We start from the raw sequence: 15,297 nt of genomic DNA on the forward strand, positions 1-15,297 counted from the left end.
ATGATCGCGACGAACAACCGGAGGACCATATTAAATCTGGCGATGGCAAGCCTGAGAGCCAACCGGCTGCGGAATCTGGCTGCCATCTGCGCCATTATACTGACTACACTGCTCATCACCTCCATTTTCACCATGGCTCTGAGCATTAATCAATCCATGCAAAATGCACAGATGAAGACAGTCGGAAGTGACTTTCACGGAGGGTTTAAATATCTTAGCCCGGAACAAGTGGAGACGCTGCTGAAGCACCCTTCCATTAAACAATCCGCCCTCTCCCTTCATTCCGGCATATTGCATAATAAAGCATTCGACCAGGACCGGGTTGAGGTGCTGCAGGTTGACCAGAATTACGCTGATCACGGCTTCATAGAATTCGTTGAAGGGGGATTGCCTGCCGGAGAGAATGAGGTTGCCCTAAATACCTGGGTTCTGGGCAAGCTAGGGGTGCAGCCGGAACTAGGGAAGGAAATCACGTTGCAGATCGATACCGGAGAACGGATCATTAACCGGAAATTCACCTTATCGGGCTATTATGAAGCGGACAAGCAATTGGCGATGGCAGGGTTGGCTTTTGTGTCCAAGGCCTTTACCGATAAAAACCTCTCAGATATTGATCCCGTACAATCGAAGGAAAGCGGATCCTACGTAAACACCTCAGAACTGAGTGTCATGTTCAACAATTCATTTCATATTGAGAAAAAACTGAACAGGATTCTGGCTGATACGAGGATTACGGCTCCCATCGGGATCAATTGGGCCTACTCCAGCGTATCTTTGGCGGACAATGTTGAGGCTATCCTTCCATATGCCGCAGTTATCTTTATCATTATGCTTAGCGGCTACTTGCTTATTTACAATATTTTCTATATTTCAGTGGTCCGGGATGTGAAGTTCTACGGCCTGCTGAAAATGATTGGCACCACCCCGAGACAACTGCGGAGAATCATCGCTATTCAAGCCAGGCTGCTGTACCTCATTGCCCTGCCGTTCGGCCTTGGCTCCGGCTATATGACCGGCAGATGGGTTACACCTCTGACCACTTCGCTGTCCGGGGAGTTTAAAGGAAATTCTTTATCATCCAGTCCATGGATATTTGCAGGGGCAGCCCTCTTCTCCTTCCTGACCGTGTGGATCGCAGCGCATAAGCCGGGACGGCTGGCAGCGGACATCGCTCCGGTGGAAGCCGTTAAATTCTCAGGCGTTCAGAATAGCGGAAAAAGAACCTTCAAGCCATCCAAACATGGAGCCAGACTATACCGGATGTCGTTCTCCAACCTGTTCCGGAGCAAGAAGAAGCTGAGCCTGATGTTATCCTCGCTCTTCTTAAGCATTCTGCTATTTAATACAATATTTACCGTGATCTCCTCCATGGATATCAATAAATATCTCAGTGCATATATTCATGGAGATTATATGATTCAAAACAAGGGAATTATCCAGCAGGAGGGGGAACGCTCAGTCAATGAAACCGAGCTGTCCGAGGAACTGTGTGCGAAGCTGGAGCATCTGGACGGTGTGGAAAATATCGATAAAGTATATTATACCCTCTTCTCTTATCCTCCGGATGATTCCGTCCGTGCTTCAGCCGAGTCTTCAGCCACTCCTTCTGCCCTTCCCGCCAAAGTTCATACCCAACTCTACGGGCTTGATTCCGGCTGGTACGATCTCGCAGATCAGGATATACTTGAAGGTCACTTTAACAGGGAACAATTCGATTCCGGAGATTACATACTGGTGGCGGAGACTCTTACAGGGCCAGGTGCTTATACAAGCTACTATCATCCCGGGGATACTATCAGCTATTCCGGATTGAAGCGGAGATACGAAGTGATGGCCGTGCTGAAATATCATGCTTTCTATGCAGCAACCAGTCAAATGTATTTCGGTAACGGCTACAATGCCTTTTTGCCTGCAGCCGAACTCCGGCAAGCCACTTTGGAGAGCGGGACTCCGGCAGACATCCTCTCGCTTACCCTGAATGCAGCCCCCGGCAGACTTGATGAAACGGGGCAACAGATCAGGGAGGCTATCCGCCCGCTGGATGCTCTGCAGCTGAAATCAAGAGAAGATTACAGGAAGGAGTTAAGCGATAATATCCGTATTTTTCAGATTATAGGGTATGGACTTAGTCTCGTAATTGCACTTATCGGCCTGCTTAATTACATTAATTCTGTCCTGACCGGAGTGATCGCACGCAGGCATGAATTTGCCGTTCTAGAGAGCATTGGAATGACCAAACAGCAGCTCAAACGTATGCTCGTCTACGAGGGCATGTACACCGTGCTTCTCACTGCGCTGCTTACCTCTACTATAGGTGTGCTGCTGACTTACTGCACCGCCAGAGGTATTGCCGCAGGGATGGCATACATGGAATTCCGGATGATGTGGCTGCCGTTTATTCTGATCATCCCGATCCTGGCAGTCCTCTCTTATCTCATCACCTTAAGCGCCTATAAGCCGCTCGCCCGCAGCCCGATCGTCGAAAGGCTCCGTGAAATGGTATAAAGGCATGCTGAAACAGCCGGATGCTCTGTTAGAGTACCGGCTGTTGATGAGTATAGGATAAGGTCATTATCTGGAGAAGGTTTGCGCAGCAAGGCTATCCAGAATTTCCTCACTGAGGAACGGGGCAAGGGGCAGGAGCGCTTTAACGCCTTCTTTTGTAGAAATAGCTACAGCAAGTTGATCAAGCATCTCATCACTAATAAATGGGGCGAGGGATACCAGTGCCTCCGAACCTTCTTGCGTCAAGACAGTCTCAGCAAGTTCATCCAGCATCTCATCACTTATAAATGGAGCGAGGGATACCAGTGCCTCCGAACCTTCCTGCATCAAGACAGTCCCTGCAAGTTCATCCAGCCTCTCATCACTAATAAATGGGGCGAATTCCACCAGTGCCTTCAGACCTTCTGCGGCATATACCAGCTTGGCCAGCTCGTCCATTGCTTCATCACTGACATACGAGGCCAGCTTCAGCAGAGGCTCCCCCCCTCCCCTTTCAAACACCTGCTTGGCGCATGAATCGAGAGTCTCCTCGCTCAGGAACGGCGCAAGTGCCAGCAGATCGTCTACAGCGGCCCCGTCCTTCACATGCTCAAATGCTTCACCAATCTGCTCATTATGAAGAATTGGCGCAAGGTCTGAGAGCTCTTGGGCCGTTCCTTCCCCCCGCTCAAAATAATCTGTGCCGCCATGCTCCAGCACACTCCCGATTACGCGGGAGCCCTGTCCTTGTTCTTCCCCGAGGATCTCATCGATTCCCACAGCAAAGATTTCTGCCAGCTGCGGAAGCTTGGAGATATCCGGCATACTATTGCCCCTCTCCCAATTACTCACCGCTTGATAACTGATGCCCAACTGGTCCGCAAGCCCCATTTGAGTCAGACCGGCCAGACCTCTTAATCTAACGATATTCCGGCCCACCTTTAACATATCAAACATAACTTACCACTCCTTCGGCTAAGATGCTCTCAGTGTATCGACTGCTGCTGCGGTTGTATATCAAGCGCTGCTTGAGTTACCGCCGGCTGTGGCTTACTACGGAAAAGAGTCACCAATACCACAGCCCCGATAATGATCACGGCAGCGATCAGGGTATTCAGGGTAAGCTGTTCGCCAACCAGCAGCCAGCCAAGCAGCACTGCGACTACCGGATTAACGAAGGCATACGTGGAGACGAGGGTAGCGTCAGCATTCTTAAGCAGCCAGATATAGGCTGTATAGCCTACAATGGAGCCGAAGGTGATCAGGTAGGCCAGAGCCAGGTAGGATCGCATAGAAATGCCGGAGATATTAAGTGTGGACCAGTCGCCGGTAAAATAAGAGAATATCACCAACAGTGCGCCTCCTGTCAGCATCTGCGCCGCTGTCGTCATCAAGGGTGAGCCCGGCATGGTCGCGCTTCGGGAGTACATCGACCCTACTGCCCAGCTTATGGAAGCTGCCAGTACGGTAATAATTCCGAACAGATCGGTAGCGGTGCCCGTCTCCCCCTTCCCCGGCTGGAAGACCAGTACAGCGATGCCGAGCAGTCCAAGTACAATTCCTGCGATGACTCCGGTATCCGGCCGTTTGCCGCCGCGCCCAAGCCAGCCCATCAGCATCATCCAGACAGGCACTGCCGCCACGATGAGCGAAGCAATGGAGGAAGAGACTCTTTGCTCTGCCCAGGCCACAACCCCGTTGCCCCCAAGCAGCAGCAAGGCGCCAACAATCGTTGAAGCGCGCCATTCACGCTTTGCCGGATGCTTCGCTCCGCTTAATCTGGCAATAATATAAAGGACCACACCTGCTGTAAAAAAGCGGACCCCTGCCATCAGAAAAGGCGGCATCGTCTCGATGGCAATCTTCATGCCGACATAGGTGCCTCCCCAAAATAAATACACAAATAAGAGTGCAATTCCTACCACATACACTGGATTAGCCTGTGATTTGTTCTTCATAAGGTATTCTCCTTGTACCTCAATGTCAATGGCTGCTCCTCGTCAATTCCGACATTTTCAAGGTCTTCATCTTCAAGGATATTGTTAATATACAGCTTCCACTTTTTAGTCTGATTATTCTCTATTCCGTCAACCATACTTATTTGTCCTTTCTGATCCTTTTCAATTCGCATTCCCTGTTCAGCATTGTCTGAAATTGCCTGCAGTACTTTCCAAACAGTAGGATTATCATCTACAATTTTAACGGTCTGTAGAAACAAAATCTCATCTTCGTTGTAAATAACCACATTAACTTTGGTTTCCAAAGTGCCTTGCCCTGTGTATTTTACGCCATGATATTCAGGAGAAATACTATCTCCCTTATTAGTTCCGCAGGCTGTTAACGATAATGCAATAACCATTAACAACATTAATATAGTGTAAACGGATTTTGTAAAATGCAATTTAGATTGAAACACAATGATAGCCCCCTCAAAGGTTATATTCAGCTATTTGCTTTCCATCGATCATTCACTAAAACGGATTCGTTCCATTAAGCTCTCCTTGCTTAAGCGCCACTGCATATAGAAGGTAGTTCCCACTTGAACTGTAAAATAGGCGCATATCAAGAATAGCATGGCTGTTATTGGCAGTTGATACTGAACATAGGTGGCGGATTGCTTGAAAATTTCAACAACATAATATCCTGCTGGTATACCCAGCGAAAAAGTGAATAACAGACTAATTAGAATAACCATTAAGCCTTCACTGCCTAGCTGCAAGGTTAGTTGACTCCGTGACATGCCAATCGCTTCAACTAAGCTAATCTCCCGTTTTCTGGAATACATACTGGTTAAGTTAGAATTAATTAAGTTAAATATACTGATAATCAGCAATGCCGAAGTAAGACTATTAGCCGCCAACTGAAATACTTTCTTCATTCCATTAAACTCCTGATACATCTCCTGGAAAGAAGTGAATGTTATTCTTCGATCAGCAGTTGCGATGCCTTTTAAATTCCGTTCGACTTCCCCTTGTCGTCCTTCATTAACTTGGACGCTAACCTGCTGGATGCGTTGATCCATATTTAATCGTTTAAACAGGTCCTGGTGAGCAATAAAAACTCCTCCATCCGAAGAATTACCTTTATATGTAACGTAATTGGGCAATACACCAATAATAGTGAATACACGTTCTTTCTGCCCTTCTCCATACTTTGCGAATCGTATTTTGTCTCCCTCCCGGTAGCCTCCATCTTCCGAAACGGCGATGAGATTATTGCCACTTCTCAGTGCTGTAAGCATAGAATCATCTTTCCCGAGCATCTGGAGGGCACTTGTCATTAAGTGATCATCGTAGGCATAGATATCCGTTCTAATCTCCGGGTTCCTTATACCCGCCAAGTCTTTGAGGTGAAGGTGTGCATCCTGCTTGTTATAAATTAATACGTCATACATCTCCGTCAATACAGATTTGACGCCTGGCATAGTCTTCACTTGCTGTATCACCTCGTTGTTAAACAAATCGAGTTGTTCGTCAGACTCAAGGTTAGCAACAGCACTTAGCTTATAGTCACCAGGCACCATACTTCCAGCCATATTATCGATATTCATACTACTGAAAATACTCCCTGTGACCACAAAAATAAAACCTGTCAGTGTAATGGATATTACAGTCACCCAGGTGCGCTTGCGATATCGAATAAGTTGTGCCAACACCAGGGAGAAACCGCTGATTGATTGTTTTAATTTGCTCTTGGGATTGAGGCTTCTCTTCCCAAAGTCTTCGGCGGGATTATAACGAATAGCTGCAATCTCTGTAATTTTCCCTACTTTTCTAGCAGGAATATAAACAGATAGTCTAACGAGAATCAGACCTATAACAAAAACAGCACAAGCAATATAAGGAGACAATTCAACATATAACGGGGAGCTTCCGCTAGCCGTATGTCCTAAGAAGGGAATAAATGCTGTGCTTCCTCCTACCCCCAACAGGAGACCCAGGAAACTTCCCGCCAGTGAAATCATAAGCCCTTCTGTGAGGATCATGCTGCTTAGCTGCTTAGGAGTCATTCCTATAGCTTTTATCATGCCAAATAAACGGATCTGCTCCGACAGATATATATTGAAAATATTATAAATAACCATGGCTGCACTAATAACAATTACAATTATGACAACGGCTGCTTTCAAGATAGATACAGGATTCTGCTCATATGCGCCGCTATAACGCTCATTGATTTGAATCTGATCTTCTCGTAGCTTAGCCCCCTCAGCAATTCTATGTGCCGTAGATGTCGCATTGAAGTCCGAATTCAAAAGAGCAAATATAACAACATCCGGATCAGGACTATAACGTTGTGAAAGATCCTTGGAAATGAACATCAGACCGGCTCTAGCCGCCTTACGTACAGCTATATCATCAACAATTCCCACCAGTTTAAAGCTTTTAGTGATATATTCCGTTTTCCCTGCACTCTTAATTTGTAAATCCAAGGGTATTATTTCTCCTAGCTTGGAGGGAAAGCCAATTTCCTCTATCACCCATTTATCCAATACAATTTCGTCGTCAGTGGCTGGAGCCCTCCCTTGCATTAATTGAATCAGTCCTTCATTAATTCCCTCTATATAACTTATAGCCATATTAATATTCAATTTTTCAAATGAGCCGGATTTAACATTTTTACTGATATAGGAAACATAGTGCTTTTTTATCTTCGGATTATTCTCAATAGCTTGTTGCTGCTCTGGCAACAAATGCTCATACTGTACATGATAGGCGCCTAGCTCATTAATCGCTTCTCGCTTGCTCCTCTGATCGTCGGAGTAGAAATAGGTCAGCACCACAAAAAGTAAGGCTACGGCTAAAGCAACTGTACCTACAGTCAATAAGGTCCGGCTTTTGTGATGACGTAGATTTTTCAGGGATACATTGTGAACAGTAATCGTATCTTTCATCCTTCTACCCCTACTACAATGGAACCGTCCACCACCCGAACGGTCCGACCTGCAAGCTTAGCCACTTCGTCATTATGCGTTACAACAATCAATGTCTGGTTATATTTCTCTACGGATAAACGCAGCAAATCCAAAACGTTGTTGCTAGAACGGCTATCGAGATTTCCTGTGGGTTCATCTGCGAGGACAATAGCTGGCCTAGCTGCCAGTGCACGGGCAATTGCCACTCTTTGCTGCTGACCGCCAGACAACACTGTGGGCAGACTGGCCCGCTTTTCATAGATCCCCAAAGTATTTAAAATATCTTCAATATAGCTGACATCTGCTTTCTTTCCATCCAGCCCAATGGGTAAAATGATGTTCTCCCACACATTAAGTGAGGGTACCAAATTAAAAGCCTGAAACACAAAGCCGATCTGGCGGCGGCGAAACACTGCCAGTTGACTCATTGGCAATGTATAAATGGAAGTCCCATTTATGATGACCTCACCGCTTGTAGGTGCATCCAACCCCCCAATGATGTGCATTAATGTACTTTTTCCTGCACCGGACTGCCCAACAATAGAGATAAACTCACCTTTCGCCACCGAAAAATCAACATTATGAATGGCCTTCACTTGACGATCTCCAGTGCCATAATATTTGCACAGCTTCTTCCCTTCCAGAATCATAACGGCGCCTCCCTTTATACTTGGATACAAAAATATCCTCCCCTAAGTTGTTCTCTAGGAAAGGATATCCAATAATTATCTATTATTTATCAACTTTGCTGTACGCTTATCCAAACCTTCACACAGGCGCCACCCGAATTATTGTTCGTTAGCTGAATATTGCCTCCTAGCTTCTCGGCCAGCACCTTGCAAATATTCAACCCCATGCCGTAATGTCTCTGGTCAGCTTCCGCTCCGTTTGTATAAAATGGCGTCGTAGCACGCTTAAAATCTTGATTCGAGAACCCATCACCATCATCACTAACTGTAATCGAAAAAAATCCCTTCACAAATTCAAAACGCACAGAAATTTTCTGGCTTGCATAACGAAGAGAATTAGCAATCATATTTTCGTATATCCTGGTAACAATTCCTGTATCCATGCACAGAGCTTGTTCAGAGATTTGATTATCAAATGAAAGCTCGAGTGAGTGTTCCCGTGCCAGAAATGCAGCCAAACTACTTAGCTGCTCCAAAAATACAGAAATCTCCACTTTCGTAAGGGCTACTGATATCTCATCGAGCTTTTGTGCCTCGCCCATAATCTGCACATAGTTCTCCAGCCGTAATATATGTACACTCATGGTTGTTATCGTATCCAGCAGCTTCTCCTTGCTAATTTTATCTTCCGGCAGATATCTATTTAAAAAGTCAGCGTACCCCCGCAATACGGTCAGCGGCGTTCGCAAATCATGTGAAAAAGCGGCATTTAATTGTTTTCTGTCCTCTATGGAACGCCACATTTGACGGTTGTTATCCTCCAAAGCAGCTCTCATGCTTTCAAAAGACCTGCATAGCTGTCCCATTTCATCTTCGCTATCGTGCTGAATATTAAAATCCAAGTCATTATTGGATATTTTAGTAGAAGCTTCGCGCAAAATCCCAATCGGTTGTTTAAGCTTATTATGGTAAAACAAAAAGGATGCCGCCAGGGTAGATAACCCAAAAAATATCAAAATGGACCAAGAATCCAGAAAACTACAAAGCTTAATGATTTGTTCATCTGTATAAGAATAATCTGTATTAAAGTCCTTCATGTTGTAGACAATGGCTGGATTCTTGATATCCGCTAATGTATAGGAATCGTTATACTTCAGAAACATATTATTACGTATGTGACCTGCGCCAGTAATGGTAATTATACTGAGGAGCCCGGCAATAAGGACAAATACAAGCATATAGATCATAAATGTCATCCTAATGGATAAGCTACGCCAAGCTTTTATTACCCTATCCATTTATAGCCCACACCCCATACTGTTGAAATGTATATGTGATCACTAACCTCATTAAATTTGGACCGAATTCTTCTGATATGCTCTGCAACAACGATGCTATCCCCTTCATGATCCAGACCCCAGACTTTGCCATAGATATGGTCCTTATCAAAGACTTGGCCAATGTTCATTGACAACAACTCAATAATGCCAAATTCCTTCTTGGCAAAAGAAAGTTCGCGTCCCTTGTAGTACACCACTCTAGCAGAGTAATCAATCACCAAATGATCTGAAAATCTGGTTTGCGTCTTAATAGCTTGTCTTCGTTCACGGCGCAGATGTGCCTCTACCCTGGCTCCAAGCTCATCAATGCTGAATGGCTTCACAATATAATCATCTCCGCCAACACGAAAGCCATTAATTTTATCTGTCTCTTCTACTTGCGCAGTCAGGAATATAATAGGGCAGGATACGAAATTCCGTATACGAGTGCATACCTCAAGACCATCAATCTCAGGCATATTAATATCCAGTAAAATAATGTCCGGTTGATACATTACTTTGCGTAAAGCTTCCCCTCCGCTTCGCGCGGTTAAAACCTTATAGCCATTCAGCTCAAAATAATCTGTAAGTAGATTAATTATATCTGCTTCATCATCAACAATCAGAATCTGATTATTCATAGCTTACACTCCGCCTTCCTCCCCGGTACTTCCCCGTTTCCCGCCAAAGACCTCCCCCTCCGCAAGCCCCGATACGAACCGCTGCATCCAGGCATAATACTCGGCTGCATGCTCCAGCTTCTCCAGATCTCTGAGGCAGGCCTGCCTCTCCTCTTCGGGGGTGTCTGCTGCGTGGGCCAGTGCCTTAAGGCCGGGGACCCCGGCTGCCATCGCTTCCTGCATCACATCGATCTCCCGCTGAAGCTTCAGGGTGAAGAAGTTCCGGAAGGCCTCGAAGAAGTCTGTCTCCGCTGCGTACAGCTCCTTCCGCTCACGCTTCTCCGGAAGCTTCGTCACCATCCGGGAGGCAATCAGGGAGCGGACCCCGTAGCTCATATTGCTTTTACTCATATTCATGACCTGCTTCATTTCCTCCAGCGTCATCGGCTTGTCCTCGAAGAACATCACTCCGTACAGCTGCCCGAAGGAATAATTCGCTCCATATAAATCCATGGTCTGTGCTATGGCATCGATCACCGGGCCGAGCAGCTGCTCCCGGGGCGAACGGTGCGGATGTTCCTCGCCGAATGCGGCCTGCTTCATCAGGTGGCACCTCATTTTCACATAGAATCGTTCTCTCTACATTACACAATACCGTAGCTTTACGGCAATCATCCTACAAATTTTACACAAATTCCGAACGGGCTTTACCTCCGCTTGACCACAAGCCTGCCTCATGAGTGTACAATTTTTTTTGAACAGAGGAGCTGTCCTCTGCATTATACCGCATCAACCAATGTGGATGAAATGGAGAATATGGACGAAAATGACACGTTCAAAGTTAATCAGCGGCCTCAAGCCCGTGCTGTTCACTCTGCCGGCCATGATCCCGTTCGCCGTGTTCTGGCTCGCGCCGCTGCTGTATGTGCTGTATCTCAGCTTCACGGAATGGGATTTCATGAGCCCAGAGAAAACCTTTGTCGGCTGGCAGAATTATACCGATCTGCTTAGCAACCCGGCTTTTTACAAAGCGCTGAGGGTGACCGTTCTCTTCTGCCTCGGCAGTGTGCTGCCGGTGATCCTGCTCGGACTGAGCCTTGCCCTATTAATGAACAAAAAGCTAAAAGGATCGGCACTTTATCAGGTGCTGCTGTTCTCCCCCTGGGTGACGCCGACCGTTGCAGTATCTATCGTCTGGTCCTGGATCTATCAGCCTGAAGCCGGACTCGCGAATGCGGTGCTGAACTTCTTCGGCCTGGATTCCATCGGCTGGCTGCAGGACCCCAAATGGGCCTTAACCGGCGTCCTGCTGGTCACGATCTGGAAGTCGGTCGGCTGGGCAATGATCTTTTATCTGGTGGCCCTGCGCAATGTGCCTTCAGACCTGCTGGAAGCCGGGGAGCTGGACGGGGCAAGCCCGGTGCAGAAGTTCCTGCGGATTACATGGCCGCTGATCTCACCGACTACTCTTTTCTTATTCGTGGTGCAGCTCGTCTCGGCGCTTCAGGCCTATGATCAGATTAATGTGCTGACCCAGGGCGGTCCGTCCGGCTCTACCCGCACTCTGCTCTATCTGTATTATCAGTCCGCCTTCGAATCGTTCCAGATCGGAGAGGCTTCTTCCGTAGCTGTCATCCTGGTCTTGATCTGCATGCTGTTGTCTGTTCTCTCCTTCGGGATCAGCAAGCGGACCACTCATTATCAATAGAAGCTCACTATCAGCCCTTAAGGAGGTCTAACCGCTTGACTATATTCTCACGTATCAGCGGGCTGGTCCGTCAGATTTTTTTCGCCGCGCTTGCCCTTCTGATGGCCTTCCCGTTCTACTGGATGGTTACGAGTGCCCTCAAGACCAATGATGAAATCTGGCGTTCCCCGCCCACACTCTGGCCCGAGGTTCCGCTGTGGGGCAACTTCTCCGCTGCCTGGAACGAGGCGCCGTTCGCCAGATATATGGGTAACAGTATCTTCGTCGCTGTCTCCATTGTCCTCCTGCAGACGATCAATTCCGGGATGATGGCTTATGCGCTGACGCATATGAAATTCCGCCTGAAGGGTGTTTTTGCCGGAGTGATTCTGTTCGGTTATATGGTTCCTGCAACGGCAGTCTACCTGCCAGGCTATCTGGTCCTCTCTGAGCTGCACTTGCTGAACTCCTATGCGGGCCTGATTCTCTCCAACTGTGTGAGTATCTTCTCGATCTTCCTGATCAGACAGGCCTTCCTTCAAGTCTCGCATGAGCTGGTGGAGGCCGGTGAAGTGGACGGTGCCTCGCATATGCGGATTCTCTGGACGATCCTTGTGCCGGTCACACGATCCTCATTCGCCGTACTGGCGCTGATTACCTTCATTGACCAGTACAACAATTACTTCTGGCCGATGCTTATTACGAAGGACCCCAGTCTGCAGCTGGTCTCGGCCGGTCTGCGCAGCTTCTTCGTGGAAGGGGGTGCTTACGGACTGAAATGGCCGCTCATCATGGCCGCCAGCGCCTTCACGATTGCCCCGCTGCTGCTAGTCTTCCTGCTGGCGCAGAAAACGATAATGCAAAGTGTCAACATGACCGCAGGCTCAAGCAAAGGCTGAAACCCAACTTAAACCCCAGAGGAGAATGATGATGAACGTATTCAAAAGGTTGTCCGCAGTATCCATGATCGCCGGACTCTCCGTGCTCACCGCTTGCGGCGGAAATGCCGCTCCCGGCAATACATCCACTGCGGACGGCGCAGCCGCCGCAATCCCTGCTGCCAATGCCGCTCCGGCTGAAAGCGCACCGGTAACGATTGAGTTCTGGTATGGACTCGGCGGCAAGCTGGGAGAAAATATGCAATCGCTCATTCAGAAGTTCAACGCTTCCCAGCAGGAGGTCATCGTCAAAGGGATCGTGCAGGGGGATTATACAGAAACCGAACAGAAGCTTCAGGCTGCGATTGCTACCGGGCAGGTCCCGGCGGCGGTCCTCTCCTCCAATATAGATTGGGCTCGCAAAGGCTATTTCGCTGCGATGGATGAGCTTATTGCCAAGCTGCCGGAATTTAAGCAAGAGGATTTCGTACAGACCTTCCTGAACCAGGGGCAGGTGGATGGTAAGCAGTATTTCCTGCCGATGTATGGAACGACGCAGGTGATGTACTATCGTAAGGACGCTTTTGCGAAGATTGGCCTCAATGCCAGCCAGATTAAGACCTGGGAGGATCTCGCTGCGGCTGCCAAAAAGATGACGGTATCGGAAGGCGGCAAAACCAGCTTCTACGGCTGGGAGCCGATGTGGGGCTCCGGCAACATGATTGACGCCGCACTCAGCAAGGGCGGCAGCATTCTTAGTGCAGACGGCACCCAGGCCATGATTGATTCCCCGGAATGGATCGACACCTGGGAGTTCTTCCGCAAAGCCATTCATGAGGATAAGACGATGCGCATCCACTCCGGCGGACAAGGCTGGGAGTACTGGTACAAGACGATTGATGATGTAATGAAAGGCCAAGCGGCCGGATACACCGGTTCGAGCGGCGACCAGGGCGACCTTGACTTCAGTATCGTCTCCGCGATGGAGCAGCCGGGCTGGGCCGGGGTTGGGGAAGGCAAGCCTGTTGCTCAGGCGATTATGGCCGGTATTCCTGCCAAAGCCGGAGAAGCGGAGAAACAAGCGGCGATGAAATGGCTCGCCTACTTCACGAACTCCGAAAATACGGCCTCCTGGTCGATCAATACGGGCTATATTTCCGTACGCCAGTCCGCCCTGCAAGATCCGGCCTTCGTAGCCTTCAGTGAGAGCAACCCGCAGATCAAGATCCCTTTGCAGCAGGCGGCTCATGCTTCCGCTCCGTTCCAGGACCCGACAGGCGGCAAAATCAACGATGCGCTGAAGATCGCTGCGGATAAGGTGCAGATTGAGAACATTCCGGCAGCCGAGGCGCTGATGGAAGCACAGCAGACGGCTCAGGCCGCACTGGATAAGCTGAAATAGAACGGCTGAATACATTTCTATTAATGAAGGAGGACGCTGCATGATCGAGCTTAATACTCCGCAAGGAGACTATCCTGTATCGGCTATCCTGTTCGACAAGGATGGAACATTGCTGCAGTTCGTATCTCTCTGGGGAAGCTGGGGCGAGTGCTTCCTGGACCAGTTCGCCCGGGGGCTTGAACAGCGCGGCTTGAGCTTCCCTGAGCACCAACGGGCCTCCCTGCTGGGAACGGTTCATGATGCCGCAGGGAAGATCACCGATTACGACCGTAACGGCCCGCTCGCCATGGGCACGATGAACGATCTGTATGCCATTCTGTCCTGGCAGGGATATACTCTTGGCCTATCCTGGGCCGAAGCGGTTGAACTGGTGGACGCCTGCCGGAATGGAGCGGATGCGATGCTGGAGCAGAGCCGTCCGGTCCGCCCGCTCCCCGGGCTGGTGCCCTTTCTGGACGCTTGCGCAGCCCAGGGCATACCTATGGCCGTAGTGACTGCCGATGAAACTGCGGCAGCCGAGAGTCATCTGTGCTGGCTGGGCATCCGCCAGTATTTCACCGCCGTGATCGGCACCGATCAGGTGGAGCGGGGCAAGCCCTTCCCCGACATGGCACTGCTTGCCTGCGGGCGGCTGGGGGTATCTCCGGCTGAAGCCGCCGTGATCGGCGATACGAACGGAGATATGCGGATGGCTGCGGCTGCGGGCGCTGCCGTAGCTATTGGGATTGCCGGCGGAGTCACCGCCGGGCTGGTGGCTTCAGCTACGGCGGAAGGACCGGACGCAAATCCGGGCGGGAACGGGCAGGCGGCGGCAAGCCGGGTTACTGCGGCGGCAGATGCTGCCGCAAGCGGGTCGGGTGATGCGCACGGAACGGCTGATGCGGGCCGAAGCGGGCTGGCGGCAGACATTCAGGCTGCCGGGAGGACTCTTTTGCCGGATGCAGATTGTGTAGTGTCGTCTTATGCGGAGCTTGGCGTACGAAGGACTGCACGATGAAGGCCGAAGGGGCCTTGGCCTGGGTATTTCTTGCCTTGGCTATTGTCTTCGAGCTGTCCGGAACGGTCTCCATGAAGCTGTCTCATGGCCTCACCCGGCCCTGGCCTTCTGTGCTGATGTTCCTATTCTACGGGATCAGCTTCACCTCGCTGAGTGTCGCACTCACCTCCATCAAGGTTGGAGTCGCTTATGCCGTATGGTCCGGGGCGGGTATCCTCCTGATTTCTCTGGCGGGGGCCTTGTTTTTCGAAGAGCGGCTATCGGGTTCCTCCCTCCTGTGGGTAACTGTGATTGTAACCGGGATTGTTGGCTTGAACATTAGCGCCAAGGGGCATTAATCTGACTTAGAAAATATTTCAAGGAGGC

The 15,297-nt window shown here is 49.3% G+C and carries 14 protein-coding genes; 6 read left to right on the forward strand and 8 right to left on the reverse strand.

All coding sequences use genetic code 11. The features are described from left to right. On the forward strand, window positions 1-2,505 hold the full coding sequence (locus NYE24_RS14715; RefSeq protein ID WP_342478994.1) for an FtsX-like permease family protein: 2,505 nt from the start codon (window positions 1-3) through the stop codon (window positions 2,503-2,505). A 66-nt stretch (window positions 2,506-2,571) separates the two neighbouring features. On the opposite strand, the gene NYE24_RS14720 is transcribed toward NYE24_RS14715, so the two are convergent. The 8 genes from NYE24_RS14720 to NYE24_RS14755 all read right to left on the reverse strand — a co-directional run bounded on the left by NYE24_RS14720 (window position 2,572) and on the right by NYE24_RS14755 (window position 10,570). Further along, window positions 2,572-3,441 carry a helix-turn-helix transcriptional regulator gene (locus NYE24_RS14720; protein WP_342478995.1) on the reverse strand — a complete coding sequence of 290 codons (870 nt, stop codon included), beginning with the start codon at window positions 3,439-3,441 and terminating at the stop codon, window positions 2,572-2,574. 29 nt (window positions 3,442-3,470) lie between these two features. Then, window positions 3,471-4,442: an EamA family transporter gene (locus NYE24_RS14725; RefSeq protein WP_342478996.1), complete on the reverse strand. Its 972-nt coding sequence runs from the start codon at window positions 4,440-4,442 to the stop codon at window positions 3,471-3,473. Next, window positions 4,439-4,900: a hypothetical protein gene (locus tag NYE24_RS14730; RefSeq protein ID WP_342478997.1), complete on the reverse strand. Its 462-nt coding sequence runs from the start codon at window positions 4,898-4,900 to the stop codon at window positions 4,439-4,441. Before NYE24_RS14730 ends, NYE24_RS14725 begins: the two co-directional genes overlap by 4 nt. 48 nt (window positions 4,901-4,948) lie before the next feature. Next, complete coding sequence (locus NYE24_RS14735; RefSeq protein WP_342478998.1) at window positions 4,949-7,378, reverse strand: ABC transporter permease; 2,430 nt, start codon at window positions 7,376-7,378, stop codon at window positions 4,949-4,951. Continuing rightward, the gene (locus tag NYE24_RS14740; protein WP_036700311.1) at window positions 7,375-8,049 is read right to left on the reverse strand and encodes an ABC transporter ATP-binding protein; all 675 of its coding nucleotides are present in this window, start codon (window positions 8,047-8,049) and stop codon (window positions 7,375-7,377) included. Before NYE24_RS14740 ends, NYE24_RS14735 begins: the two co-directional genes overlap by 4 nt. 89 nt (window positions 8,050-8,138) lie before the next feature. Further along, a complete protein-coding gene (locus NYE24_RS14745) occupies window positions 8,139-9,275 on the reverse strand; it encodes a HAMP domain-containing sensor histidine kinase (RefSeq protein ID WP_051494000.1) in 1,137 nt (378 codons plus the stop codon). A gap of 38 nt (window positions 9,276-9,313) precedes the next feature. Continuing rightward, entirely contained in the window at window positions 9,314-9,988 is a 675-nt protein-coding gene (locus NYE24_RS14750) for a response regulator transcription factor (RefSeq protein WP_036700315.1), read from the reverse strand. Between the two features lie 3 nt (window positions 9,989-9,991). Next, window positions 9,992-10,570, reverse strand: a complete 579-nt coding sequence (locus NYE24_RS14755) for a transcriptional regulator (protein WP_036700318.1) — start codon at window positions 10,568-10,570, stop codon at window positions 9,992-9,994. A gap of 223 nt (window positions 10,571-10,793) precedes the next feature. Between NYE24_RS14755 and NYE24_RS14760 the strand changes: the two genes are divergently transcribed. From NYE24_RS14760 to NYE24_RS14780, 5 genes are read left to right on the forward strand one after another with little or no spacing between them, the layout of a single operon-like run. Further along, window positions 10,794-11,675 (forward strand): sugar ABC transporter permease, encoded by an 882-nt coding sequence (locus tag NYE24_RS14760; RefSeq protein WP_076161123.1) that lies wholly within the window; start codon window positions 10,794-10,796, stop codon window positions 11,673-11,675. Between the two features lie 35 nt (window positions 11,676-11,710). Next, on the forward strand, window positions 11,711-12,553 hold the full coding sequence (locus NYE24_RS14765) for a carbohydrate ABC transporter permease (protein WP_076161121.1): 843 nt from the start codon (window positions 11,711-11,713) through the stop codon (window positions 12,551-12,553). A 31-nt stretch (window positions 12,554-12,584) separates the two neighbouring features. After that, window positions 12,585-13,934 (forward strand): ABC transporter substrate-binding protein, encoded by a 1,350-nt coding sequence (locus NYE24_RS14770; protein WP_342479241.1) that lies wholly within the window; start codon window positions 12,585-12,587, stop codon window positions 13,932-13,934. 40 nt (window positions 13,935-13,974) lie between these two features. Next, window positions 13,975-14,931, forward strand: a complete 957-nt coding sequence (locus tag NYE24_RS14775) for an HAD family hydrolase (RefSeq protein ID WP_342478999.1) — start codon at window positions 13,975-13,977, stop codon at window positions 14,929-14,931. Between the two features lie 14 nt (window positions 14,932-14,945). Next, window positions 14,946-15,269, forward strand: a complete 324-nt coding sequence (locus NYE24_RS14780) for a multidrug efflux SMR transporter (protein ID WP_179090520.1) — start codon at window positions 14,946-14,948, stop codon at window positions 15,267-15,269. Window positions 15,270-15,297 lie beyond the last annotated feature (28 nt).

The sequence above is a fragment of the Paenibacillus sp. FSL H7-0350 genome (genome assembly GCF_038593195.1).
Classification (GTDB): Bacteria; Bacillota; Bacilli; order Paenibacillales; family Paenibacillaceae; genus Paenibacillus_AQ.

Bases quoted from the DNA above. Each gene is read 5' to 3' on its own strand.
- NYE24_RS14715 (WP_342478994.1), top strand. From the start codon at position 1: ATGATCGCGACGAACAACCGGAGGACCATATTAAATCTGGCGATGGCA.
- NYE24_RS14720 (WP_342478995.1), bottom strand. From the start codon at position 3,441: ATGTTTGATATGTTAAAGGTGGGCCGGAATATCGTTAGATTAAGAGGT.
- NYE24_RS14725 (WP_342478996.1), bottom strand. From the start codon at position 4,442: ATGAAGAACAAATCACAGGCTAATCCAGTGTATGTGGTAGGAATTGCA.
- NYE24_RS14735 (WP_342478998.1), bottom strand. From the start codon at position 7,378: ATGAAAGATACGATTACTGTTCACAATGTATCCCTGAAAAATCTACGT.
- NYE24_RS14740 (WP_036700311.1), bottom strand. From the start codon at position 8,049: ATGATTCTGGAAGGGAAGAAGCTGTGCAAATATTATGGCACTGGAGAT.
- NYE24_RS14745 (WP_051494000.1), bottom strand. From the start codon at position 9,275: ATGATCTATATGCTTGTATTTGTCCTTATTGCCGGGCTCCTCAGTATA.
- NYE24_RS14750 (WP_036700315.1), bottom strand. From the start codon at position 9,988: ATGAATAATCAGATTCTGATTGTTGATGATGAAGCAGATATAATTAAT.
- NYE24_RS14755 (WP_036700318.1), bottom strand. From the start codon at position 10,570: ATGAAGCAGGCCGCATTCGGCGAGGAACATCCGCACCGTTCGCCCCGG.
- NYE24_RS14760 (WP_076161123.1), top strand. From the start codon at position 10,794: ATGACACGTTCAAAGTTAATCAGCGGCCTCAAGCCCGTGCTGTTCACT.
- NYE24_RS14770 (WP_342479241.1), top strand. From the start codon at position 12,585: ATGAACGTATTCAAAAGGTTGTCCGCAGTATCCATGATCGCCGGACTC.
- NYE24_RS14775 (WP_342478999.1), top strand. From the start codon at position 13,975: ATGATCGAGCTTAATACTCCGCAAGGAGACTATCCTGTATCGGCTATC.